Source organism: Streptomyces pinistramenti, assembly GCF_020564935.1.
Classification (GTDB): domain Bacteria; phylum Actinomycetota; class Actinomycetes; order Streptomycetales; family Streptomycetaceae; genus Streptomyces; species Streptomyces pinistramenti.
This window is the reverse complement of sequence record NZ_JAJCXB010000006.1, coordinates 179,190-195,894: the sequence shown is the minus strand read 5'-3', so window position 1 is coordinate 195,894 and position 16,705 is coordinate 179,190. Positions and strand designations below refer to the sequence as shown.

The window sequence follows — 16,705 nt, the reverse complement described above, 5'->3', positions numbered from 1 at the left end:
CACCGATGACCGGTGCCGCGCCCCGGCCGTCCGCCCTCCCGGCTCGCCCGTCGCCTTCCCACCCCCCATTGCGTCAGAAAGACGAATACACTGGCCGGGTGCCCTCACTACGCCTCGCCCTCCAGCAGACCGACTCCTGCGTCGGTGACCTCGCAGGGAACGCCGAGACGATCGTGCGCCGCACCCGGCACGCCGCCGGGCAGGGCGCGCACCTCGTCGCCTTCCCCGAGATGGCGCTGACCGGCTACCCCGTCGAGGACCTCGCGCTGCGCCCCTCGTTCGTCGAGGCGAGCCGCGCCGCGCTGACCGCCCTGGCCGCCCGGCTGGCCGCCGAGGGGCTCGGTGAACTGCCCGTCGTCGTCGGCTACTTGGACCGCTGCGCCGAGGACCTGCCGCGCTACGGACGGCCGGCCGGATCCCCGCAGAACGCGGCGGCGGTGCTGTACGGCGGCGCGGTCGCCCTGAGCTTCGCCAAGCACCATCTGCCCAATTACGGCGTCTTCGACGAGTTCCGGTACTTCGTGCCGGGCGACACGCTGCCCGTCGTGCGGGTGCACGGCGTCGATGTCGCGCTCGCCATCTGCGAGGACCTGTGGCAGGAGGGCGGCCGGGTGCCGGCCGCCCGCAGCGCCGGCGCCGGGCTGCTGCTGTCGGTCAACGCCTCGCCGTACGAGCGGGACAAGGACGACACGCGGCTGGCGCTGGTCCGCAAGCGGGCCCGGGAGGCCGGCTGCACCACGGCGTATCTGGCGATGACCGGCGGGCAGGACGATCTGGTCTTCGACGGCGACTCGATCGTCGTCGACCGGGAGGGCGAAGTCATCACGCGCGCCCCGCAGTTCACCGAGGAGTGCGTGCTGGTCGACCTCGACCTGCCCGCTGCCGCCGCCGAACCCCCGTCCGGCACCGTCGACGACGGGCTGCGCATCGACCACGTCACCCTCTCTCCCGAGCCGCTGCCCGCCTACCTGCGCCTGGCGCCGGGCGGCGAGGCCGGGCGGCTGGGCGACACCGAGGAGATCTACACGGCGCTGGTCGTCGGGCTGCGCGCGTACGTCACCAAGAACGGCTTTCGCAGCGTCGTCATCGGCCTGTCGGGCGGCATCGACTCCGCGCTGGTCGCCGCGCTGGCCTGCGATGCGCTGGGCGCCGAGAACGTGCACGGCGTCGCCATGCCGTCCGCCTATTCGTCGGAGCACTCCCTCACCGACGCCGCCGATCTCGCGTTCCGTACCGGCCTCGCGTTCCGTACGGTGCCGATCGGCCCGATGTTCGACGCGTACATGGGGGCGCTGGGCCTGACCGGGCTGGCCGAGGAGAACCTCCAGTCGCGGCTGCGCGGCACGACGCTGATGGCGCTCTCCAACCAGGAGGGCCATCTCGTCCTCGCCCCGGGCAACAAGTCCGAGCTGGCCTGCGGTTATTCGACGCTCTACGGCGACTCGGTCGGCGCGTACGGGCCGATCAAGGACGTCTACAAGACCGTCGTCTTCCAGCTCGCCCGCTGGCGGAACCAGGCGGCGGCCGACCGTGGCGAGACCCCGCCGATCCCGGAGAACACGCTCACCAAGCCGCCCAGCGCGGAGCTGCGCCCAGGTCAGGTCGACACCGACTCGCTGCCCGATTACGACGTGCTCGACCGCGTCCTCGAACAGTACGTCGACCGTGACCGCGGGCGCGCGGAGATCGTCGCCGAGGGCTTCGACGAGGAGCTGGTGACCCGCGTGCTGCGGATGGTGGACACCGCCGAGTACAAGCGCCGCCAGTACCCGCCGGGCACCAAGATCTCCGCCAAGGGCTTCGGCAAGGACCGACGGCTGCCGGTCACCAACCGCTGGCGGGAGGGCGGGTGACCGGCGCCGGGTGACCGGCGGGCCGCCCGGCCCCCGGTTCAGCCGGTGTGGCCGCCCGCCGGGGCGCTCTCCGCGGTCTCCTGGGCGCTCTCCCCGCCGCGCGCCACGATCCGGGAGGTCTCGTGGGCGGCGGCGCCTTCGCCGCGGTCCAGCAGTCCTGCGGTGACGGCGACGGCCAGTCCCGCGGCGGCCAGGACCGCGCCGACGAGGGTCGGTGAGGTCCAGCCCCAGCCGGCCGTCAGGGCCAGGCCGCCGACCCAGGCGCCGCCCGCGTTCGCGAGGTTGAAGGCGGACTGGTTGGAGGCGGCGGCCAGGGTGGGCGCCTGCTGGGCCTTGTTCATGACCAGCATCTGGAGGGGCGTGGTGGTCATGAAGCCGACGGCGCCGATGAGGACGACGCAGACCATGGCCGCCCACTTCACGTCGGCGGCGAAGTGGAAGGCGGCGAGGACGACGGTGAGCGCCGCCAGCGAGCCGTACAGGGTCGGGCGCAGCGCCCGGTCGGTCAGCGGTCCCGCGGCCAGTGCGCCGAGGGTCATGCCGATGCCGAAGAGGGCCAGCACGAGGGGGACCGTGCCTTCGGAGAAGCCGGTCACCTCGGTCACCGTCGAGGCGAGATAGCTGTAGACGGCGAAGACGCCGGCGAAGCCGAAGACGGTGGTGAGCAGGCCGAGCAGCACCTGGCGGTCACCGAGTGCGCGCAGTTCGCGGCCGAGCCCGGTGCGTTCCTGCGCGGGCAGCTGCGGGACGAGGCGGGCGAGCGCGGCCATGGCGGCCAGGCCGATGGCGGCGACGACGAGGAAGGTCGCGCGCCAGCCGAGGTGCTGGCCGAGCAGGGTCGCCGCGGGCACACCGACGATGTTGGCGACGGTCAGGCCCAGGAACATGGTGGCGACCGCGCGGGCCTGCCGGCCCTCGCGCACCAGGCGCGCGGCCACCACGGCACCGACGCCGAAGAACGCGCCGTGCGGCAGCCCGGCCAGCAGCCGTCCGGCGATCAGCAGGCCGAAGGTGGGGGCCAGTGCGGAGGCGAGGTTGCCGACCGTGAAGACCGCCATCAGCAGCACGAGCATCCGCTTGCGGGGTATGCGGGAGCCGAGTGCGGTCAGGAGCGGGGCGCCGATGACGACGCCGAGTGCGTAGGCGGAGACGAGGTAGCCGGCGGCGGGCACGGTGGTGCCCAGGTCGTCCGCGACGTTGGGCAGCAGGCCCATCATCACGAATTCCGTGGTGCCGATACCGAAGGCCGAGATCGCGAGTGCGAGCAGAGCCAAGGGCATGAGAAACCTTTCGGGAACGGGTGCGTGGGGTCGTCACACGCGGGCAGGCAGGAGGTCCGTAAGTTTTGATACGGAACAAAGTCTCCCCGGCCCAGTATTCCGGCAGGTCAACGAGGTGTGAAATCCCGTGGTGGGAGGGGCCGCGCACCGGCGGGGCGGGACACTTCGTGTCTGCCGCCCCGCCATCTGCCGCGCACCCGCGGCCGTCCCGTCCCGTCCCGTCCCGTCTCAGAGCTTGAGCGACGCCGCGATCGGCAGGTGGTCGCTGCTGGTGGCCGGCAGGGTCCAGGCCGCCACCGGATCCAGGCCCCTGGTCATGATCTGGTCGATGCGGGCCATCGGGAAGCCGACCGGCCAGGTGAAGCCGAAGCCGTCGCCCGCCGCGCCCTGGGCCGAGCGCATCTGCGAGGTGACCGGCGCCAGCGACCTGTCGTTCATGGTGCCGTTGAGGTCGCCGAGCAGCACCGCCTTGCCCAGCGGATCGTGGGAGATCGCCCGGCCCAGTGCGGCGGCGCTCTGGTCCCGCTGGTTGGCGGTGAAGCCCGCCGCGACCTTGACCCGCACCGACGGCAGGTGCGCGACGTAGACGGCGACCTGATGGCCGTCCGCCGCGGTCAGCGTCGCCCGCAGCGCGCGGGTCCAGCCCATCTTGATGTTCACCGGGGCGGCGTCGGACAGCGGCCGCTTGCTCCAGAGCCCGACGGTCCCCTTGACCGCACGGTAGGGGTACGCCGCGGCCAGCCCCTTCTTGTACGCGGGCAGTGCCTCGGCGGTCAGCTCCTCCAGGGCGACGACGTCGGCACCGGCCGCCACGATGTCCTTCGCGGTGCCCGCCGGGTCGGGGTTGTCGGCGTCGACGTTGTGGGTGACGACGGTGAGATCGCCGCCGCTGCCCGACTTGCCGGTGAGCTGCCCGCCGAAGAGGGTGACCCAGGCGACGATCGGCAGCAGCAGCGCGATGAGCGCGGTCGCCGAGCGGCGCAGCAGCGCCAGGAGCAGCAGCAGCGGGACGGCGATCCCCACCCAGGGCAGGAAGGTCTCCAGCAGACTGCCCAGATTTCCCACGGTGTTGGGGATCCGGCCGTGCAGGAACATCAGCAGGCCGAGCAGTACCGCCAGCACGGCGAGGATGATGCCGCGCCGCCACATCCCTTCCGGGCGCCACCAGTTCTTCAGGCGGGCGGCTCCGGAACCGGTCCGTTCAGGGTCCTCGCCCTGCCCCGGCTCCGTCGTGTATGCCTGCGCCATTCCGCTGCCCTCACTGCCTTATCTCCGCTGCCTCGCCTGTGGTTCACGACCCTAGGCCCTGGTCCGTAATGCGCTTTCTTAGAAGTGGAGACGGACGGGCGGCGGGTCGGGGTTCCGGTAAGCGGCACCTTGGCGCCAGGTGTCACAGAACGGGCATATTCCACCCCGGCCGCGAGCCCTTCCCGCGGGTCCGCCGCCCGGCTCCCTTTCTCCCCTTTCCCCCGCTTTCCCCGTCACGTTTCCCGTCACGGACGCGGGCGCACGCCGTCGAGCACGGTGTCGACGATCTGCTCGGCGAGGCCGTCGGGCAGCGCCTTCCCCTCGTCGAGCAGGGCCCGGGAGAGCATCGGGCCGACGAAGAGGTCCGCGAGCACGTCGACGTCGCGGTCGGCCCGGATGTCGCCGCCGGCTATGCCGCGGCGCAGTACGGCGCACAGCGCCTCGCGGCGGGCGCGCACCACCGTCTCGTGGTACTCGCGCCACACCTCGGGCTGCGCCCGGACGTGCGTCAGCACCGTGCGCAGGACGGCGGAATGGCGCTTGGCGAGGCCGCGACTGCGGAGGGAATCCAGTATCCGGACCAGTTCGTCGCGCACCGTTCCGCCGCCCGGCGCGGGGGCTTCCTCCTCCAGGGAGCGGATCACGCCGAGGAGCAGCGCGTCCTTGCCCGGCCAGCGGCGGTAGACGGTGGCCTTGCCGACCCCGGCCTCGCGGGCGATGCGTTCCATGGACAGCTCACCGATGCCGGCGCCCTCCTCGATCAGGCGCAGGACGGCCTCGATGATGGCGTGGTCGGCGGCCGCGCTGCGCGGGCGGCCGCGCCGTTCGGGGACGGCTGCTGCCGGACCGCTCACCGTCCGGCCTCCGTCGCCGGTTCCTCCTGCGGCCGGGCCGCGGGCGCGGTGCCGGGCTGCCTGCCGGGCAGGAAGACGGCGACCACCACCGCGCCGGCCAGCGCGATGCAGGCCGAGCCGAACGCGGTGACGTGCATGGCGTGCACGAAGGCGTCCTTCGCCGCGGCCACCAGCGGCGCTCCGGCGGTGCCCATCCGGTCGGCCAGGCCGAGCGTCGCCTCGACGGACTCACCGGCCGCGTGCCGGGCTGCGGGCGACAGCCGGGGGACGCCGTCGAGGGCGCCCTGGATGCCGTCGCGGTACGTCGTGGACAGCAGCGAGCCGAGTACCGCGATGCCGAGGGTGCCGCCGACCTGCCGGAAGGTGTTGTTGAGCGCGGAGCCCGAGCCGGCCTTCTCACGCGGCAGGGCCTGCATGATCGAGACGGTGACCGGCGGCGTGATGTGCGCCATGCCGGTGCCCTGGAGGAGGAAGAGCACTTCCATCACCCAGATCGGGGTGCCGGCGTCCAGCAGCAGCAGCCCGGCCATGGTGACGGCGACGGCCGCCATGCCTGCGGTACACACCGCGCGGGCACCGAACCTGTCGACGACGTGCCGGGCCCGCGGCGCGAAGATCATCTGGGCGGCGGCCAGCGGCAGGAGCAGCAGCCCCGACTGGAGCGGCGTGTAGCCGCGCACGCTCTGCACGTAGAAGACGAAGAGGAAGGTGACGCCCATCAGCGCGAAGAAGACCAGCGCGATGGCGGTGACGGCGGCCGAGAAGGCGGGATTGCGGAAGTAGCCGATGTCGATCGACGGGTGGTCGCTGCGCTTCTGGTGCGCCACGAAGACGGCGAGCACGGCGAGGCCGCCCAGGGTCGTGCCGACGACCACGGGGGCGGTGAAGTCGGCGAGCTGGCCGCCCTTGATGATCCCGTAGACCAGCAGGACCAGGCCGACCACGGAGAGCAGCACGCCGACCGGATCCAGCCTGCCGGGCTCGGGGTCCTTGGAGTCGGGGACCAGGAACAGCATCGCGGTCAGCGCGGTCAGCACGATGGGAACGTTGATGAGGAAGACCGAGCCCCACCAGAAGTGATCGAGGAGCAGCCCGCCGGCGATCGGCCCGACCGCGATGGCCAGGCCCACGCCGCCGGCCCAGACCCCGATCGCCTTGGGCTGCTCGCCGGGCTCGAAGACGTGCATCAGGATGGCGAGGGTGGCGGGCATCACCAAGGCGCCGCCGAGGCCCATCACGGCGCGGAAGGTGATGAGTTGGGCGGGCGAGGCGGCGAACGCGGCGAGCGCGGAGCCGCCACCGAAGGCCGCCAGGCCGAACAGCAGCATCTTCTTGCGGCCGACGCGGTCGCCGAGCAGCCCCGCGGTGAACAGCAGCCCGGCGAAGACCAGGGTGTAGGCGTTGATCGCCCACTCCAACTCGCTCTGGGTGGCGCCCAGTCCGCTGGGGGCGGGGGTGGCGATGGTCTTCATCGCGACGTTGAGGATGGAGTTGTCCAGGACCACGATCAGCAGGCTGAGCATGAGCACGGACAGGATCACCCAGCGGCGGCGGTGAATGTGCGCGGGGACGCTGCCGGCTTCGGAGACACCCGGGCGGGGCGGTGAGGTGGCCATGCGGCGCAGCATAGAGCGTAACGATACGACTCCGTTCCGTAACCGCCGGATTCCGGTGCCGGCCTTCCGCGCCGCGACCCCGCGTGCCAGCATGGAGGGGATTCCGGGGACGCCGTCAGGGCGCCTCGAGATGAGAACAGGAGCCGTCACCATGACGCAGCTTTCGCCTGCCCGAAAGCCGGCCGCGCAGCCCGCCGGCCACGGCACCGCGCTCTACGGGGGCACCCGCTCCCGCCGCATCACCGTCCGCGACATCGCCGCCGCCAAGGAACGCGGCGAGAAGTGGCCGATGCTCACCGCCTACGACGCGATGACCGGCTCGGTCTTCGACGACGCCGGCATCCCCGTCCTGCTCGTCGGCGACTCGATGGGCAACTGCCACCTCGGCTACGAATCCACCGTGCCCGTCACCATGGACGAGATCACCCTGCTGTCCGCCGCCGTCGTCCGCGGCACCCAACGCGCCCTGATCGTCGCCGACCTGCCCTTCGGCGCCTACCAGGAGGGCCCGGTACAGGCCCTGCGCAGCGCCACCCGGCTGGTCAAGGAGGCCGGCGTGGGCGCCGTCAAGCTGGAGGGCGGCGAACGCTCCGCCCACCAGGTGGAGCTGCTGGTCTCGGCCGGCATCCCGGTGATGGCGCACATCGGCCTCACGCCCCAGTCCGTCAACGCCTTCGGCGGCTACCCCGTGCAGGGCCGCGGCGAGGAAGCCGCACAGCAACTGCTGCGGGACGCGAAGGCCGTCCAGGGCGCGGGCGCCTTCTCCGTCGTCCTGGAGGCCGTACCCGCCGAGCTGGCGGCGGAGGTCACCCGCTCGCTGCACATCCCGACCGTCGGCATCGGCGCAGGACCCGACTGCGACGCCCAGGTCCTGGTGTGGACCGACATGGCCGGCCTGACCGCGGGCCGGGTGCCGCGCTTCGTCAAGCAGTACCTCGCCCTGCGCGAACTCCTGGGCGGCGCGGCCAAGGAGTTCGCCGACGAGGTCGTCGGCGGGTCCTTCCCGGCCGAGGAACACACCTTCCACTAGGAGCACGGGCGGCTGCGGGGGCGCGTCCCCCGCAGCCGCGCCCGCCCTGTCGGCAGGCTGTCGGTGCGCTGTCGGTGGCCACTGGCACCTTGGTGGACATGACGCAACAGACAAAACCCACCAAGGGCGGAAACGCCGTGGAGGTGCGCGGTCTGGTCAAGCACTTCGGCGATGTGAAAGCGGTCGACGGGGTGGACCTGGACGTGCGGGAAGGCACCGTGCTCGGTGTCCTCGGCCCCAACGGCGCCGGCAAGACGACACTCGTCCGCTGCCTGTCCACCCTCCTCGTACCGGACGCCGGCAGCGCCTTCGTGGCCGGCTACGACGTGGTACGCCAGCCCCGCGCGCTGCGCCGCACCATCGGCCTGACCGGGCAGTACGCCTCGGTCGACGAAAAGCTCTCCGGCCGGGAGAACCTCTACATGATCGGGCGGCTGCTCGACCTGTCCCGCAAGGACGCCCGCCGGCGCGCGGACGAGATGCTGGAGCGCTTCTCCCTCACCGAAGCCGCCAAGCGGCCCGCCGCCAAGTACTCCGGCGGAATGCGCCGCCGCCTGGACCTGGCGGCCTCCATGATCGGACAGCCGGCCGTCCTCTACCTGGACGAGCCGACGACCGGACTCGACCCGCGCACCCGCAACGAGGTGTGGGCCGAGGTGCAGCGGATGGTCCGCGACGGCGCGACGGTGCTGCTCACCACCCAGTACATGGAAGAGGCCGAGCAGCTGGCGAGCGAGCTGACGGTCATCGACCGCGGCCGCGTGATCGCCGAGGGCCAGGTCGACGAGCTGAAGGCGAAGGTCGGCGGCCGCACCCTCCAGATCCGTCCCACCGAACCCGGCGAGCTGGACCGGATGGTGGGCGCCATCGCCCAGGCCGGACTCGACGGCATCTCGGGCGCCACCGCCGACCGCGCCGAGGGGGTCGCCAACGTCCCGATCATCAGCGACGAACAGCTCACCGCGGTGATCGCCGTCCTGGGACAGCGCGGCTTCGCCCTCGCCGGCATCAGCACCCATCTGCCCAGCCTGGACGAGGTGTTCCTGGCCATCACCGGCCAGAAGACCTCCGAAGCGGGCTCCCCCGAGGACGATCCGGACCAGAGTGACGCGGAGGTATCGGCATGAGTGCCGCGACAATGACGGCACCGCGGGCGAAGCCGCGCGCCGACGAGGGCCGGATCGGCCTGCGGGCCAACCTCCGGCACATCGGCGCGCTGGTACGGCGCAACGCCCTGCAGATCAAGCAGGACCCGGAGTCGATGTTCGACGCCCTGCTGATGCCCGTCATCTTCATCCTGCTGTTCGTCTACGTCTTCGGCGGCGCCATCGCCGGCAAGGGCAACCAGCAGGAGTACGTCCAGTACCTGGTGCCCGGCATGATGGCGATGATGGGCATGAACATCGCCATGGCGGTGGGCTCCGGCGTCAACGAGGACTTCCGCAAGGGGGTCATGGACCGCTTCCGCACGATGCCGATCGCCCGGTCGTCGGTGCTGATAGCCAAGATCGTCGTCGAGGTCGGCCGGATGCTGATCGCCACCGCGATCCTGCTCGGCATGGGCTTCCTGCTCGGCCTGGAGGTCAAGGGCGGCATCCTGCCGTTCCTCGGCGCCATCGCCCTGGCCACGGCCTTCGGCGCCGCCCTCATGTGGATCTTCGTCCTGCTGGGGCTGGCCCTGAAGACCCCGCAGGCCGTGCAGGGCATCGCGATGCTGGTCCTGATGCCGCTGCAGTTCGGCTCGTCGATCTTCGCCCCGACGCAGTCGATGCCCGGCTGGCTGGAGGGCTTCACCAAGGTCAACCCGCTCTCCAACCTGGCCGACGCGGCCCGCGCGCTGATCAACGGACAGGGCGCCGTCCTCCACCCCACCCTGATCACGCTCGGCTGGGCCGTCGCCATCACGGCGGTGACCATGCCGCTCGCCGTCGCCAAGTTCCGCAAGAAGACCTGACGCGACGGAAGCCTCCGGGTGTCCCGGACGCGCCCACAGAACCTGACGCGCCCGGAGGCCGGGTGCCCCCGGGAGTCACAGCCTTCGCCCGGCTCGCGTCAGATGAGAGCGGTGGCCTCTTCCAGCGAGAGGCCGCCGCCCTCGGCATGAGCATCCGCATAAGCGGCATCCCCCAGCACCCCGCGCGCCGCCTTCTCCGCGGCCGCCCGGCTGTCCCGGACGATGCCCGGCGGCACGTGGCTGACCGACCGCAGCGCGTCGTAGGCGCCCACCAGCCGCGCCGCGTCCCGCCCCGCGTCCGCACCCCGCACCGCCAGCCACACCTGCGCACCCGTGAGCAGTTGGTTCACCGGCAGATCAGGCGCGACCATCCGGGTCAGGGCGCTCTGCATCTTCGCCAGCGCCGAACGGAGCCGTTCCGGCAGCCTGTCGAGCCGCCCCGCCTCCAGGTCCGTCGCGACGAGCGCCGACTCCGCCAGGCCCAGGAACATCTCCGGAGCCCGCTGCGCGAACGCGTCCCGCACCGTCAGCAGCTGCTCCCGCGCCTCGTCGAGACGGCCCACCGACGTCAGCCGCATGGCCAGCGTCAGTTGCGCGAACGGCACCGCCTCCCGGCCGCTGTTCCGCTCCCCGGCCTGCGCCAGCACCTCCCGCAGCAGCCGCTCCCCGGCCTCCCCCTGCCCGTCCTCGATCAGCACCCCGGCCAACCGGGTCCGCAGCAGCAGCGTCTGATCGTGCGCGCCCAGATCCTCGGCGTACGCCATCGCGGCACGGTAGTCCTGGGCGGCGAGTGCGTACTCACCGCGCGCCTCGCGGGCCTCGGCGCGCCCCGCGAGCGCTTCGGCCACGCCCCAGTCGTCCCCGATCCCGACGAAGAGCCGCAGCGATTCGTCCGCGTCCCGGCTCGCCATCTCCAGCCCGCCGGCCCGGTCGTTATGGATCTTCGCGCGGAACTGGAGGGTGAACGCCAGCTCCCACTCGAAGCCGAACTCCCGGCAGGCGCGCACCGCGTCGTCGGCCATCCCCGGCAGCTCATCGATCCGGCCGGACAGCAGCGCCGCGAAGAACCACATCACCCCGGGCACCCGGCAGGTCTGCGGCATCCCGCTGCGATAGGCGGCCAGCACACCCTCCAGGTCCCTCTGCATCCGCGGACTCTGCAGCGCCTCGATGTCACTGTCGACGCTCGCCATCGCCACCAGCCGGACCTCGCGGCGGGCCTCCTGAAGCTGCTCCGCGCTCATCGGGGGCGGCGCGTCGATGGGACGCTCGTACAGTTCGGGGGCCGGCTCGACGGGCGGCAGGAACGGGTTCGGGCCCAGCGCCGCGGCCGCCTGCGACCAGGTACGGGCATCGGCACGGTGATCACGCAGCGACCAGAACCACTGCAACGACAGCACCAGGCACAGTGCCTCGTGCTCATCCTCCGCCGCCACCGCACGGCGCAGCGCGGTGCGCAGGTTGTCGTGCTCCAGCTCCAGCCGCTCCAGCCAGCCGCGCTGCCCAGGACCGCGCAGCAACGGGTCGGCGGCGCGGGCGAGTTCGCGGTACGCGACGAGATGCCTGCGCTCGGCCCCGGCCCGCTCACCGGCCTCGTCGAGCCGCTCGCCCGCGTACTCCCCCACGGTCTCCAGCAGCCGGTAGCGCATCCGGCCGTCCGGCGCGGGCGCCGCCACCACCAGCGACTTGTCGATGAGCGAACCGAGCAGCGCGGCGATCTCACGCCCGTCGACACCCTCGCCCGCGCACACCTCATCGGCGAGCGGCAGATCGCACCCGCCGGCGAAGACCGACAGGCGGCGCAGCACGGCGCGTTCGGGCGCGTCCAGCAGATCCCAGGACCAGTCCACGACGGCGCGCAGGGTCTGCTGCCGGGGCAGCGCGGTGCGGCTGCCGCTGGTCAACAGCCGGAAACGGTCGTCGAGCCGCTCGGCGAGCTGCCGCGGCGAGAGCATCCGCAGGCGGGCGGCGGCGAGTTCGATGGCCAGCGGCAGGCCGTCCAGGCGCCGGCAGATCTCGGCGCAGGCGGCCGGATCGTCGTCGACCCGGAACCCGGGACGGGCGACGGCACCGCGGTCCGCGAGCAGCCGCAGGGCAACCGGGTCGGGCAGCGGCTCCACCGGCCGCAGCACCTCACCCGGTACGGCGAGCGGCTCGCGGCTGGTCGCCAGCACCGTGACACCGGGGCAGGCGGCCAGCAGCCGCTCCGCCAGCTCGGCGGCGGCACCGATCACGTGCTCGCAGTTGTCGAGTACCAGCAGCATCCGCCGGTCCGCGCAGTGCTCGGCAAGCCGGCCGAGCGGGTCGAGCGCGGTCGGGTCGCTCGCCGCGCGCAGCCCCTCGGCCGTGGTGCCGCGCACGACGGTCTCCCGCGCGCCGAGCACCGTCAGCACGGTCTCGGGAACGGTCTGCGGATCGTCGACGGGCGCCAGCTCCGCCAGCCACACACCGTGCGGCCAGGCATCGGGCAACGCGGCGGCGGCCCGCTCCGCACCCTCCTGCGACAGCCGCGTCTTGCCCGCACCACCGGGCCCGAGCAGCGTCACCAGCCGGTGCGCCGCCAAGTCACCCCGCAGCGCCTCCAGATCACTGTCCCGCCCGACGAAGGACGTCAGCCGCGCCCGAAGATTCCCGTACGGCGGAACGGCCCCGAAGGACCCGCCACCGGGCGCGAGGGTGCCGAAGGTGGTGGGGGCGGTGGGGGTGTGGTGGCCGGTGCCGGTTTCCGTCTCCTTGTGGGCGGTGGTGCTGTGGCCGTGGGCCGGGGCGTCGTGCTGTCCGGTGCCTGTGTGAACGGTGGTGCTGTGGCCTGTGGTGCTGTTGTTTGTGGGGTGGTGCGCGGTGTGGTCGTGGGCGCCGGTGTGGCCGTGACGGTCGGTGGTCTCGTCGCGGGTGTGGTGGTGACGGGTGCCGTCACCGGCCGGTGCGGCGTCGGGGCCCGAGCCGGCGCACGCGGCGGGGCCGGGGCCGGCGGGTCTGTGGCGGTCGGCGGGGGCCGGTCCTGCCAGGGGGTGGGAGGCGGGCACGTCGTGGCCTGGGGCGTCGTGACCTGGGGCGGCGAGGTCGTGGGCGAGGGGGCCCGACGGGGTGGGGCCCGGCCGCAGCAGTTCGGCGTGCAGGGCGCGCAGTTCCGGGCCGGGGTCGGCGCCCAGGCGGTCGGCGATGCCGGCGCGTATCTCCTCATACGCGGCCAGCGCCTCGGCGGTACGGCCCGCGTCCCGCAGCGCACGCAGCCGCAGGGCCTGGAGCGGCTCGTCGAGCGGATGGTCCTGGCAGAGCGCGCCGAGCGCCGGCAGGGCGTGGTCGGCGCGGCCGAGGGCGAGATCGGCGGCGAGCCGGCTGCGCTGGGCGTCCAGCCTGCGGCGTTCGGCACGGGCCGCGTCGGCGCGGGCTTCGGGCAGGTCGGCGAGGGCCGGGCCGCGCCAGAGGGCGAGCGCGTCGTCGAGAAGGGCGGCGGCGCGGGCCGGTTCGCCGTCGGCCAGCGCCCGGGTGCCGTCCGCGGCGAGCCGTTCGAAACGGGTCAGGTCGACGGCCTCCGGCGCGGCGCACAGGCGATAGCCGCCGTCGGCCGATGCGACGGCCTCGTGGCCCAGCGCCCTGCGCAGCCGGCCGACCAGCGCCTGGAGGGCACCCGGCGCGTCGGCGGGCGGGTCCATCCGCCAGATGTCGGCGATCAGCAGATCCGTGGGGAGCGCCCGGCCCGGCCGCAGCGCGAGGGCGGTGAGCAGGGCGCGCAGGCGGGCACCGCCGAGTGCGACGGGGGTGCCGTCGGCCCTCAGAGCCTGGGTGGTGCCGAGAATTCCATAGCGCACCTGGCCATTGTCGGTCACGCCCGAACCGCCCACTTTCCATTCCCCCGCCTCATGCACCTCGTGCACCTGATACCTGCGCTGCATACCTGCGCTGCCCTGCCCCCGCCGCTCACCGCCCGGCCACCAGGCAGTCGCCGACCGGTCGGAGCGGACCACGCTGCCTACTGCGGCTGCCCCGCCCCCGCTCCATCCCCGGGCGATCCCCTGTGAGGCCCCGACACATCCCTGAGCCGTCCGCCCCCGCGTCCCCGACCCGACTCGGGCCGATCCCGGATTCGGCCCGGAGGTCCACCTTGCCCGGAACCGGCCCGACAGCGCGCGTCGTTTTCCGCAAAAGGAGACGCGCGGGGGAAAGGAACGGGACGGGGACCGGGACGACGGGAGCGGGAACGGGGCCAGGACGGGGCACCGCGGCCGGAGCCGGAGGGAGCGAGCTACCGGCCGAGAGCGGGCGGGCACGGGCGAGCACGGGCGAGCACGCGACACAACCAGACCCCGAGGCCCGCCCCCTCCGCAAGATGCGCGAGCGTACACATGCAGATCCAGGCGGCGCACAGATCCAGGCGGCGCACAGGCCCCGGCCCAGGCCCCCGCACAAGCCCCAGCGAGCGTGCACACGTCCAGGAGGAACGTGCACGCATCCACAAGGAGGTGTGCACAGAGCACCGTGGCGCCGATACCGTCGGGGCCCGGCCGGCACACCGCATTCGGCCGACCGACCACAACCGGGAGCCCCGCACGATGACCACAGCAATACGGCGCGCCGACCGTCACATCAGCCCGGTGTTTCTCGCGCTCGTCGCCGTGATGGCGGTGTCGGGCTGGGCGGTCTGGAGCGGGCAGCTCGCGGCCGGCACGGGGTTCGCGGTGTTCTTGTTCGTGGTGTCCGGCTGGGTGGTCTCGCTCTGCCTGCACGAGTACGCGCACGCCAGGACCGCCCTGCACAGCGGCGACATTTCGGTGGGCGCCAAGGGATACCTCACGCTCAACCCCCTCAAATACACCCATGCGCTGCTGAGCATCGTGCTGCCGGTGATCTTCGTGATCATGGGTGGGATCGGGCTGCCTGGCGGTGCGGTGTTCATCGAGCGCGGCCGGATCCGCGGCCGCTGGCGGCACAGCCTGATCTCGGCGGCGGGACCGTTGACGAACATCCTGTTCGCCGCGATCGTCACGGCGCCGTTCTGGCTGGGCGCGATGGACGGCGTGCCGGACCCGTTCCGCTATGCGCTGGCGTTCCTGGCGCTGCTCCAGGTGACGGCCGCGATCCTCAACTTCGTGCCGGTACCGGGCCTTGACGGCTACGGCGTGATCGAGCCCTGGCTCTCGCATTCCTTCCGGCGCCAGGTGGAGCCGTTCGCGCCGTTCGGTCTGCTGGCGGTCTTCGGGCTGCTGTGGGTGCCGGAGATCAACCACGTGTTCTTCAACCTGGTCGACATGATCCTGCGCGCCCTGGGCGTCTCCAACTGGGATTCCTACTGGGGCCAGGCATTCTTCCGCTTCTGGCAGGGCGAACCGCAGATCCCGCAGATCGGGGGCGGTGCGTAGGCCCACGGCCCCTCAGCCCAACGGGCCCCGCGGGCCGACGGGCCCCGCGTAGGCCAACGGGCCCGCAGCCGCCCGCGGGCCCGCAGATCTGGGGCGACGCACAACCCCACGGCCCCGCAGATCGAAGGCGACGCGCAGGCCCACGGGCCCGCCGGAGTCGCGGGCGCCCCGTCCCGTTCAGGCCGTCGTCGGGGCCTCGGCCTGGGCGGCCTCTCGTTCCAGCTTGGTGCGGCGTACGTAGAACCACGCCATGTTGCTGGAGATGCCGGCCATCAGGATCCAGACGACGCCGAGCCAGCTGCCCTGTACGAACGAGACGACGGCGGCCACGACGGCGAGGACGCATACCGCGACGGCGAACAGCGCCAGTCGCGGGGCCGGGCGGGACGAGGGAACGGAGGGCATGGGGGTCGGCTCCTGTCGGGGTGAGGTGGTCCCTTCCAGTGTCCCCCATGCCCTCCGGCGATCATGACGCGGTTGCCGTGGCGCGGTTGCCGTGGCGGCGCTGGGCCACGCACCGCCCGGCCACGCGCCTCCGAGCCGCGTGCCACCAGGCCGCATACCACCCGGCCACGCGGCGGCGGGCCGCCGCGCCCCGGCCGCCCGCCGCTCACACGTCAGGGCGCACGCCGGTCACACACCACGGTGCGCACCGGTCACACGCCGCCTCCCCGCCGCTCACACGTCCGTCAGGCGGAGTCCCGCGTGGGCCTTGTAACGGCGGTTGACGGAGATCAGGTTGGCGACCAGCGACTCGACCTGGTGGGCATTGCGCAGCCGGCCGGCGAAGACGCCGCGCATGCCGGGGATGCGGGCGGCCAGTGCCTGGACGATGTCGGTGTCGGCGCGGGCCTCGCCGAGCACCATCACGTCGGTGTCGATCTCCTCGGTCTCCGGGTCCTGGAGGAGGACGGCGGAGAGGTGGTGGAAGGCGGCGGTGACGCGGGATTCGGGGAGCAGGGCGGCGGCCTGTTCGGCGGCGCTGCCCTCTTCGGGCTTGAGGGCGAAGGCGCCCTTCTTGTCGAAGCCGAGCGGGTTGACGCAGTCGACGACGAGCTTGCCGGTCAGTTCCTCGCGGAGGGTTTCCAGGGTCTTGGCGTGGCCTTCCCAGGGCACGGCGACGATCACGATGTCGCTGCGGCGGGCGCAGGTGGCGTTGTCGGCGCCTTCGGTGCCGTGGCCGAGTTCGTCGGCCGCGGCCTGTGCGCGTTCGGCGGCGCGGGAGCCGATGATCACCTTCTGGCCGGACTTGGCGAGGCGGTAGGCGAGTCCGCGGCCCTGGTCGCCGGTGCCGCCGAGTACGCCGACCACCAGGCCGGATACGTCCGGCAGTTCCCAGGGGTCGCGCTTGAGTGCGGCCTTCACGCGGGTCGCGATGTTCTCGGACTGGGCGGGGGACTGGGCAGCCGGCCGGGGGGCGGATCCGGCGTCGTCAGGAGTAGTCATGACAGCGATACTGTCACGCCGTCACGGCCGCCGGACCGCCCCGCCCGCCGACCGGTCTCCACGG

Annotated in this window: 11 protein-coding genes and 1 pseudogene; 5 read left to right on the top strand and 7 right to left on the bottom strand. The window is 72.8% G+C overall.

The window, feature by feature from the left end:
- Positions 1–98 precede the first annotated feature (98 nt).
- Positions 99–1,853, top strand: coding sequence for an NAD+ synthase (locus LIU39_RS07040; RefSeq protein ID WP_227045695.1), 1,755 nt, complete (start codon positions 99–101; stop codon positions 1,851–1,853).
- Positions 1,854–1,891: 38 nt separating this feature from the next.
- Here the strand turns inward: LIU39_RS07040 and LIU39_RS07035 are convergent, their stop codons facing one another.
- From LIU39_RS07035 to LIU39_RS07020, 4 genes are all read right to left on the bottom strand, one after another.
- Positions 1,892–3,133: an MFS transporter gene (locus tag LIU39_RS07035; RefSeq protein WP_227045694.1), complete on the bottom strand. Its 1,242-nt coding sequence runs from the start codon at positions 3,131–3,133 to the stop codon at positions 1,892–1,894.
- A 228-nt stretch (positions 3,134–3,361) separates the two neighbouring features.
- On the bottom strand, positions 3,362–4,282 hold the full coding sequence (locus LIU39_RS07030) for an endonuclease/exonuclease/phosphatase family protein (RefSeq protein ID WP_372463821.1): 921 nt from the start codon (positions 4,280–4,282) through the stop codon (positions 3,362–3,364).
- Positions 4,283–4,626: 344 nt separating this feature from the next.
- Entirely contained in the window at positions 4,627–5,235 is a 609-nt protein-coding gene (locus LIU39_RS07025) for a TetR/AcrR family transcriptional regulator (RefSeq protein WP_227045692.1), read from the bottom strand.
- A complete protein-coding gene (locus LIU39_RS07020; protein WP_227045691.1) occupies positions 5,232–6,851 on the bottom strand; it encodes an MFS transporter in 1,620 nt (539 codons plus the stop codon). Before LIU39_RS07020 ends, LIU39_RS07025 begins: the two co-directional genes overlap by 4 nt.
- 151 nt (positions 6,852–7,002) lie before the next feature.
- Between LIU39_RS07020 and panB the strand changes: the two genes are divergently transcribed.
- From panB to LIU39_RS07005, 3 genes and pseudogenes are all read left to right on the top strand, one after another.
- Positions 7,003–7,881, top strand: coding sequence for a 3-methyl-2-oxobutanoate hydroxymethyltransferase (panB, locus tag LIU39_RS07015; RefSeq protein ID WP_227045690.1), 879 nt, complete (start codon positions 7,003–7,005; stop codon positions 7,879–7,881).
- A gap of 179 nt (positions 7,882–8,060) precedes the next feature.
- Positions 8,061–9,008: pseudogene (locus LIU39_RS07010) on the top strand (ATP-binding cassette domain-containing protein); the annotation flags it as partial.
- On the top strand, positions 9,005–9,835 hold the full coding sequence (locus LIU39_RS07005) for an ABC transporter permease (RefSeq protein ID WP_227045688.1): 831 nt from the start codon (positions 9,005–9,007) through the stop codon (positions 9,833–9,835). The pseudogene LIU39_RS07010 and the gene LIU39_RS07005, both read left to right, overlap by 4 nt.
- Before the next feature lie 98 nt (positions 9,836–9,933).
- On the opposite strand, the gene LIU39_RS07000 is transcribed toward LIU39_RS07005, so the two are convergent.
- Positions 9,934–13,647, bottom strand: coding sequence for an AfsR/SARP family transcriptional regulator (locus LIU39_RS07000; protein ID WP_227045687.1), 3,714 nt, complete (start codon positions 13,645–13,647; stop codon positions 9,934–9,936).
- Between the two features lie 741 nt (positions 13,648–14,388).
- On the opposite strand from LIU39_RS07000, the gene LIU39_RS06995 reads away from it, so the two are divergent.
- The gene (locus LIU39_RS06995; RefSeq protein ID WP_227045686.1) at positions 14,389–15,195 is read left to right on the top strand and encodes a site-2 protease family protein; all 807 of its coding nucleotides are present in this window, start codon (positions 14,389–14,391) and stop codon (positions 15,193–15,195) included.
- Between the two features lie 177 nt (positions 15,196–15,372).
- Here LIU39_RS06995 and LIU39_RS06990 read toward each other — a convergent pair whose 3' ends face one another.
- Positions 15,373–15,600 carry a hypothetical protein gene (locus tag LIU39_RS06990; protein ID WP_227045685.1) on the bottom strand — a complete coding sequence of 76 codons (228 nt, stop codon included), beginning with the start codon at positions 15,598–15,600 and terminating at the stop codon, positions 15,373–15,375.
- Positions 15,601–15,873: 273 nt separating this feature from the next.
- Positions 15,874–16,641 carry an NADPH-dependent F420 reductase gene (npdG, locus tag LIU39_RS06985; RefSeq protein ID WP_227045684.1) on the bottom strand — a complete coding sequence of 256 codons (768 nt, stop codon included), beginning with the start codon at positions 16,639–16,641 and terminating at the stop codon, positions 15,874–15,876.
- Positions 16,642–16,705: the final 64 nt, after the last annotated feature.

Coding starts and splice junctions, on each gene's coding strand:
- LIU39_RS07005 (WP_227045688.1), top strand. CDS start 9,005: ATGAGTGCCGCGACAATGACGGCACCGCGGGCGAAGCCGCGCGCCGAC.
- LIU39_RS07035 (WP_227045694.1), bottom strand. CDS start 3,133: ATGCCCTTGGCTCTGCTCGCACTCGCGATCTCGGCCTTCGGTATCGGC.
- LIU39_RS06995 (WP_227045686.1), top strand. CDS start 14,389: ATGACCACAGCAATACGGCGCGCCGACCGTCACATCAGCCCGGTGTTT.
- LIU39_RS07020 (WP_227045691.1), bottom strand. CDS start 6,851: ATGGCCACCTCACCGCCCCGCCCGGGTGTCTCCGAAGCCGGCAGCGTC.
- LIU39_RS06990 (WP_227045685.1), bottom strand. CDS start 15,600: ATGCCCTCCGTTCCCTCGTCCCGCCCGGCCCCGCGACTGGCGCTGTTC.
- LIU39_RS07030 (WP_372463821.1), bottom strand. CDS start 4,282: ATGTGGCGGCGCGGCATCATCCTCGCCGTGCTGGCGGTACTGCTCGGC.
- npdG (WP_227045684.1), bottom strand. CDS start 16,641: ATGACTACTCCTGACGACGCCGGATCCGCCCCCCGGCCGGCTGCCCAG.
- panB (WP_227045690.1), top strand. CDS start 7,003: ATGACGCAGCTTTCGCCTGCCCGAAAGCCGGCCGCGCAGCCCGCCGGC.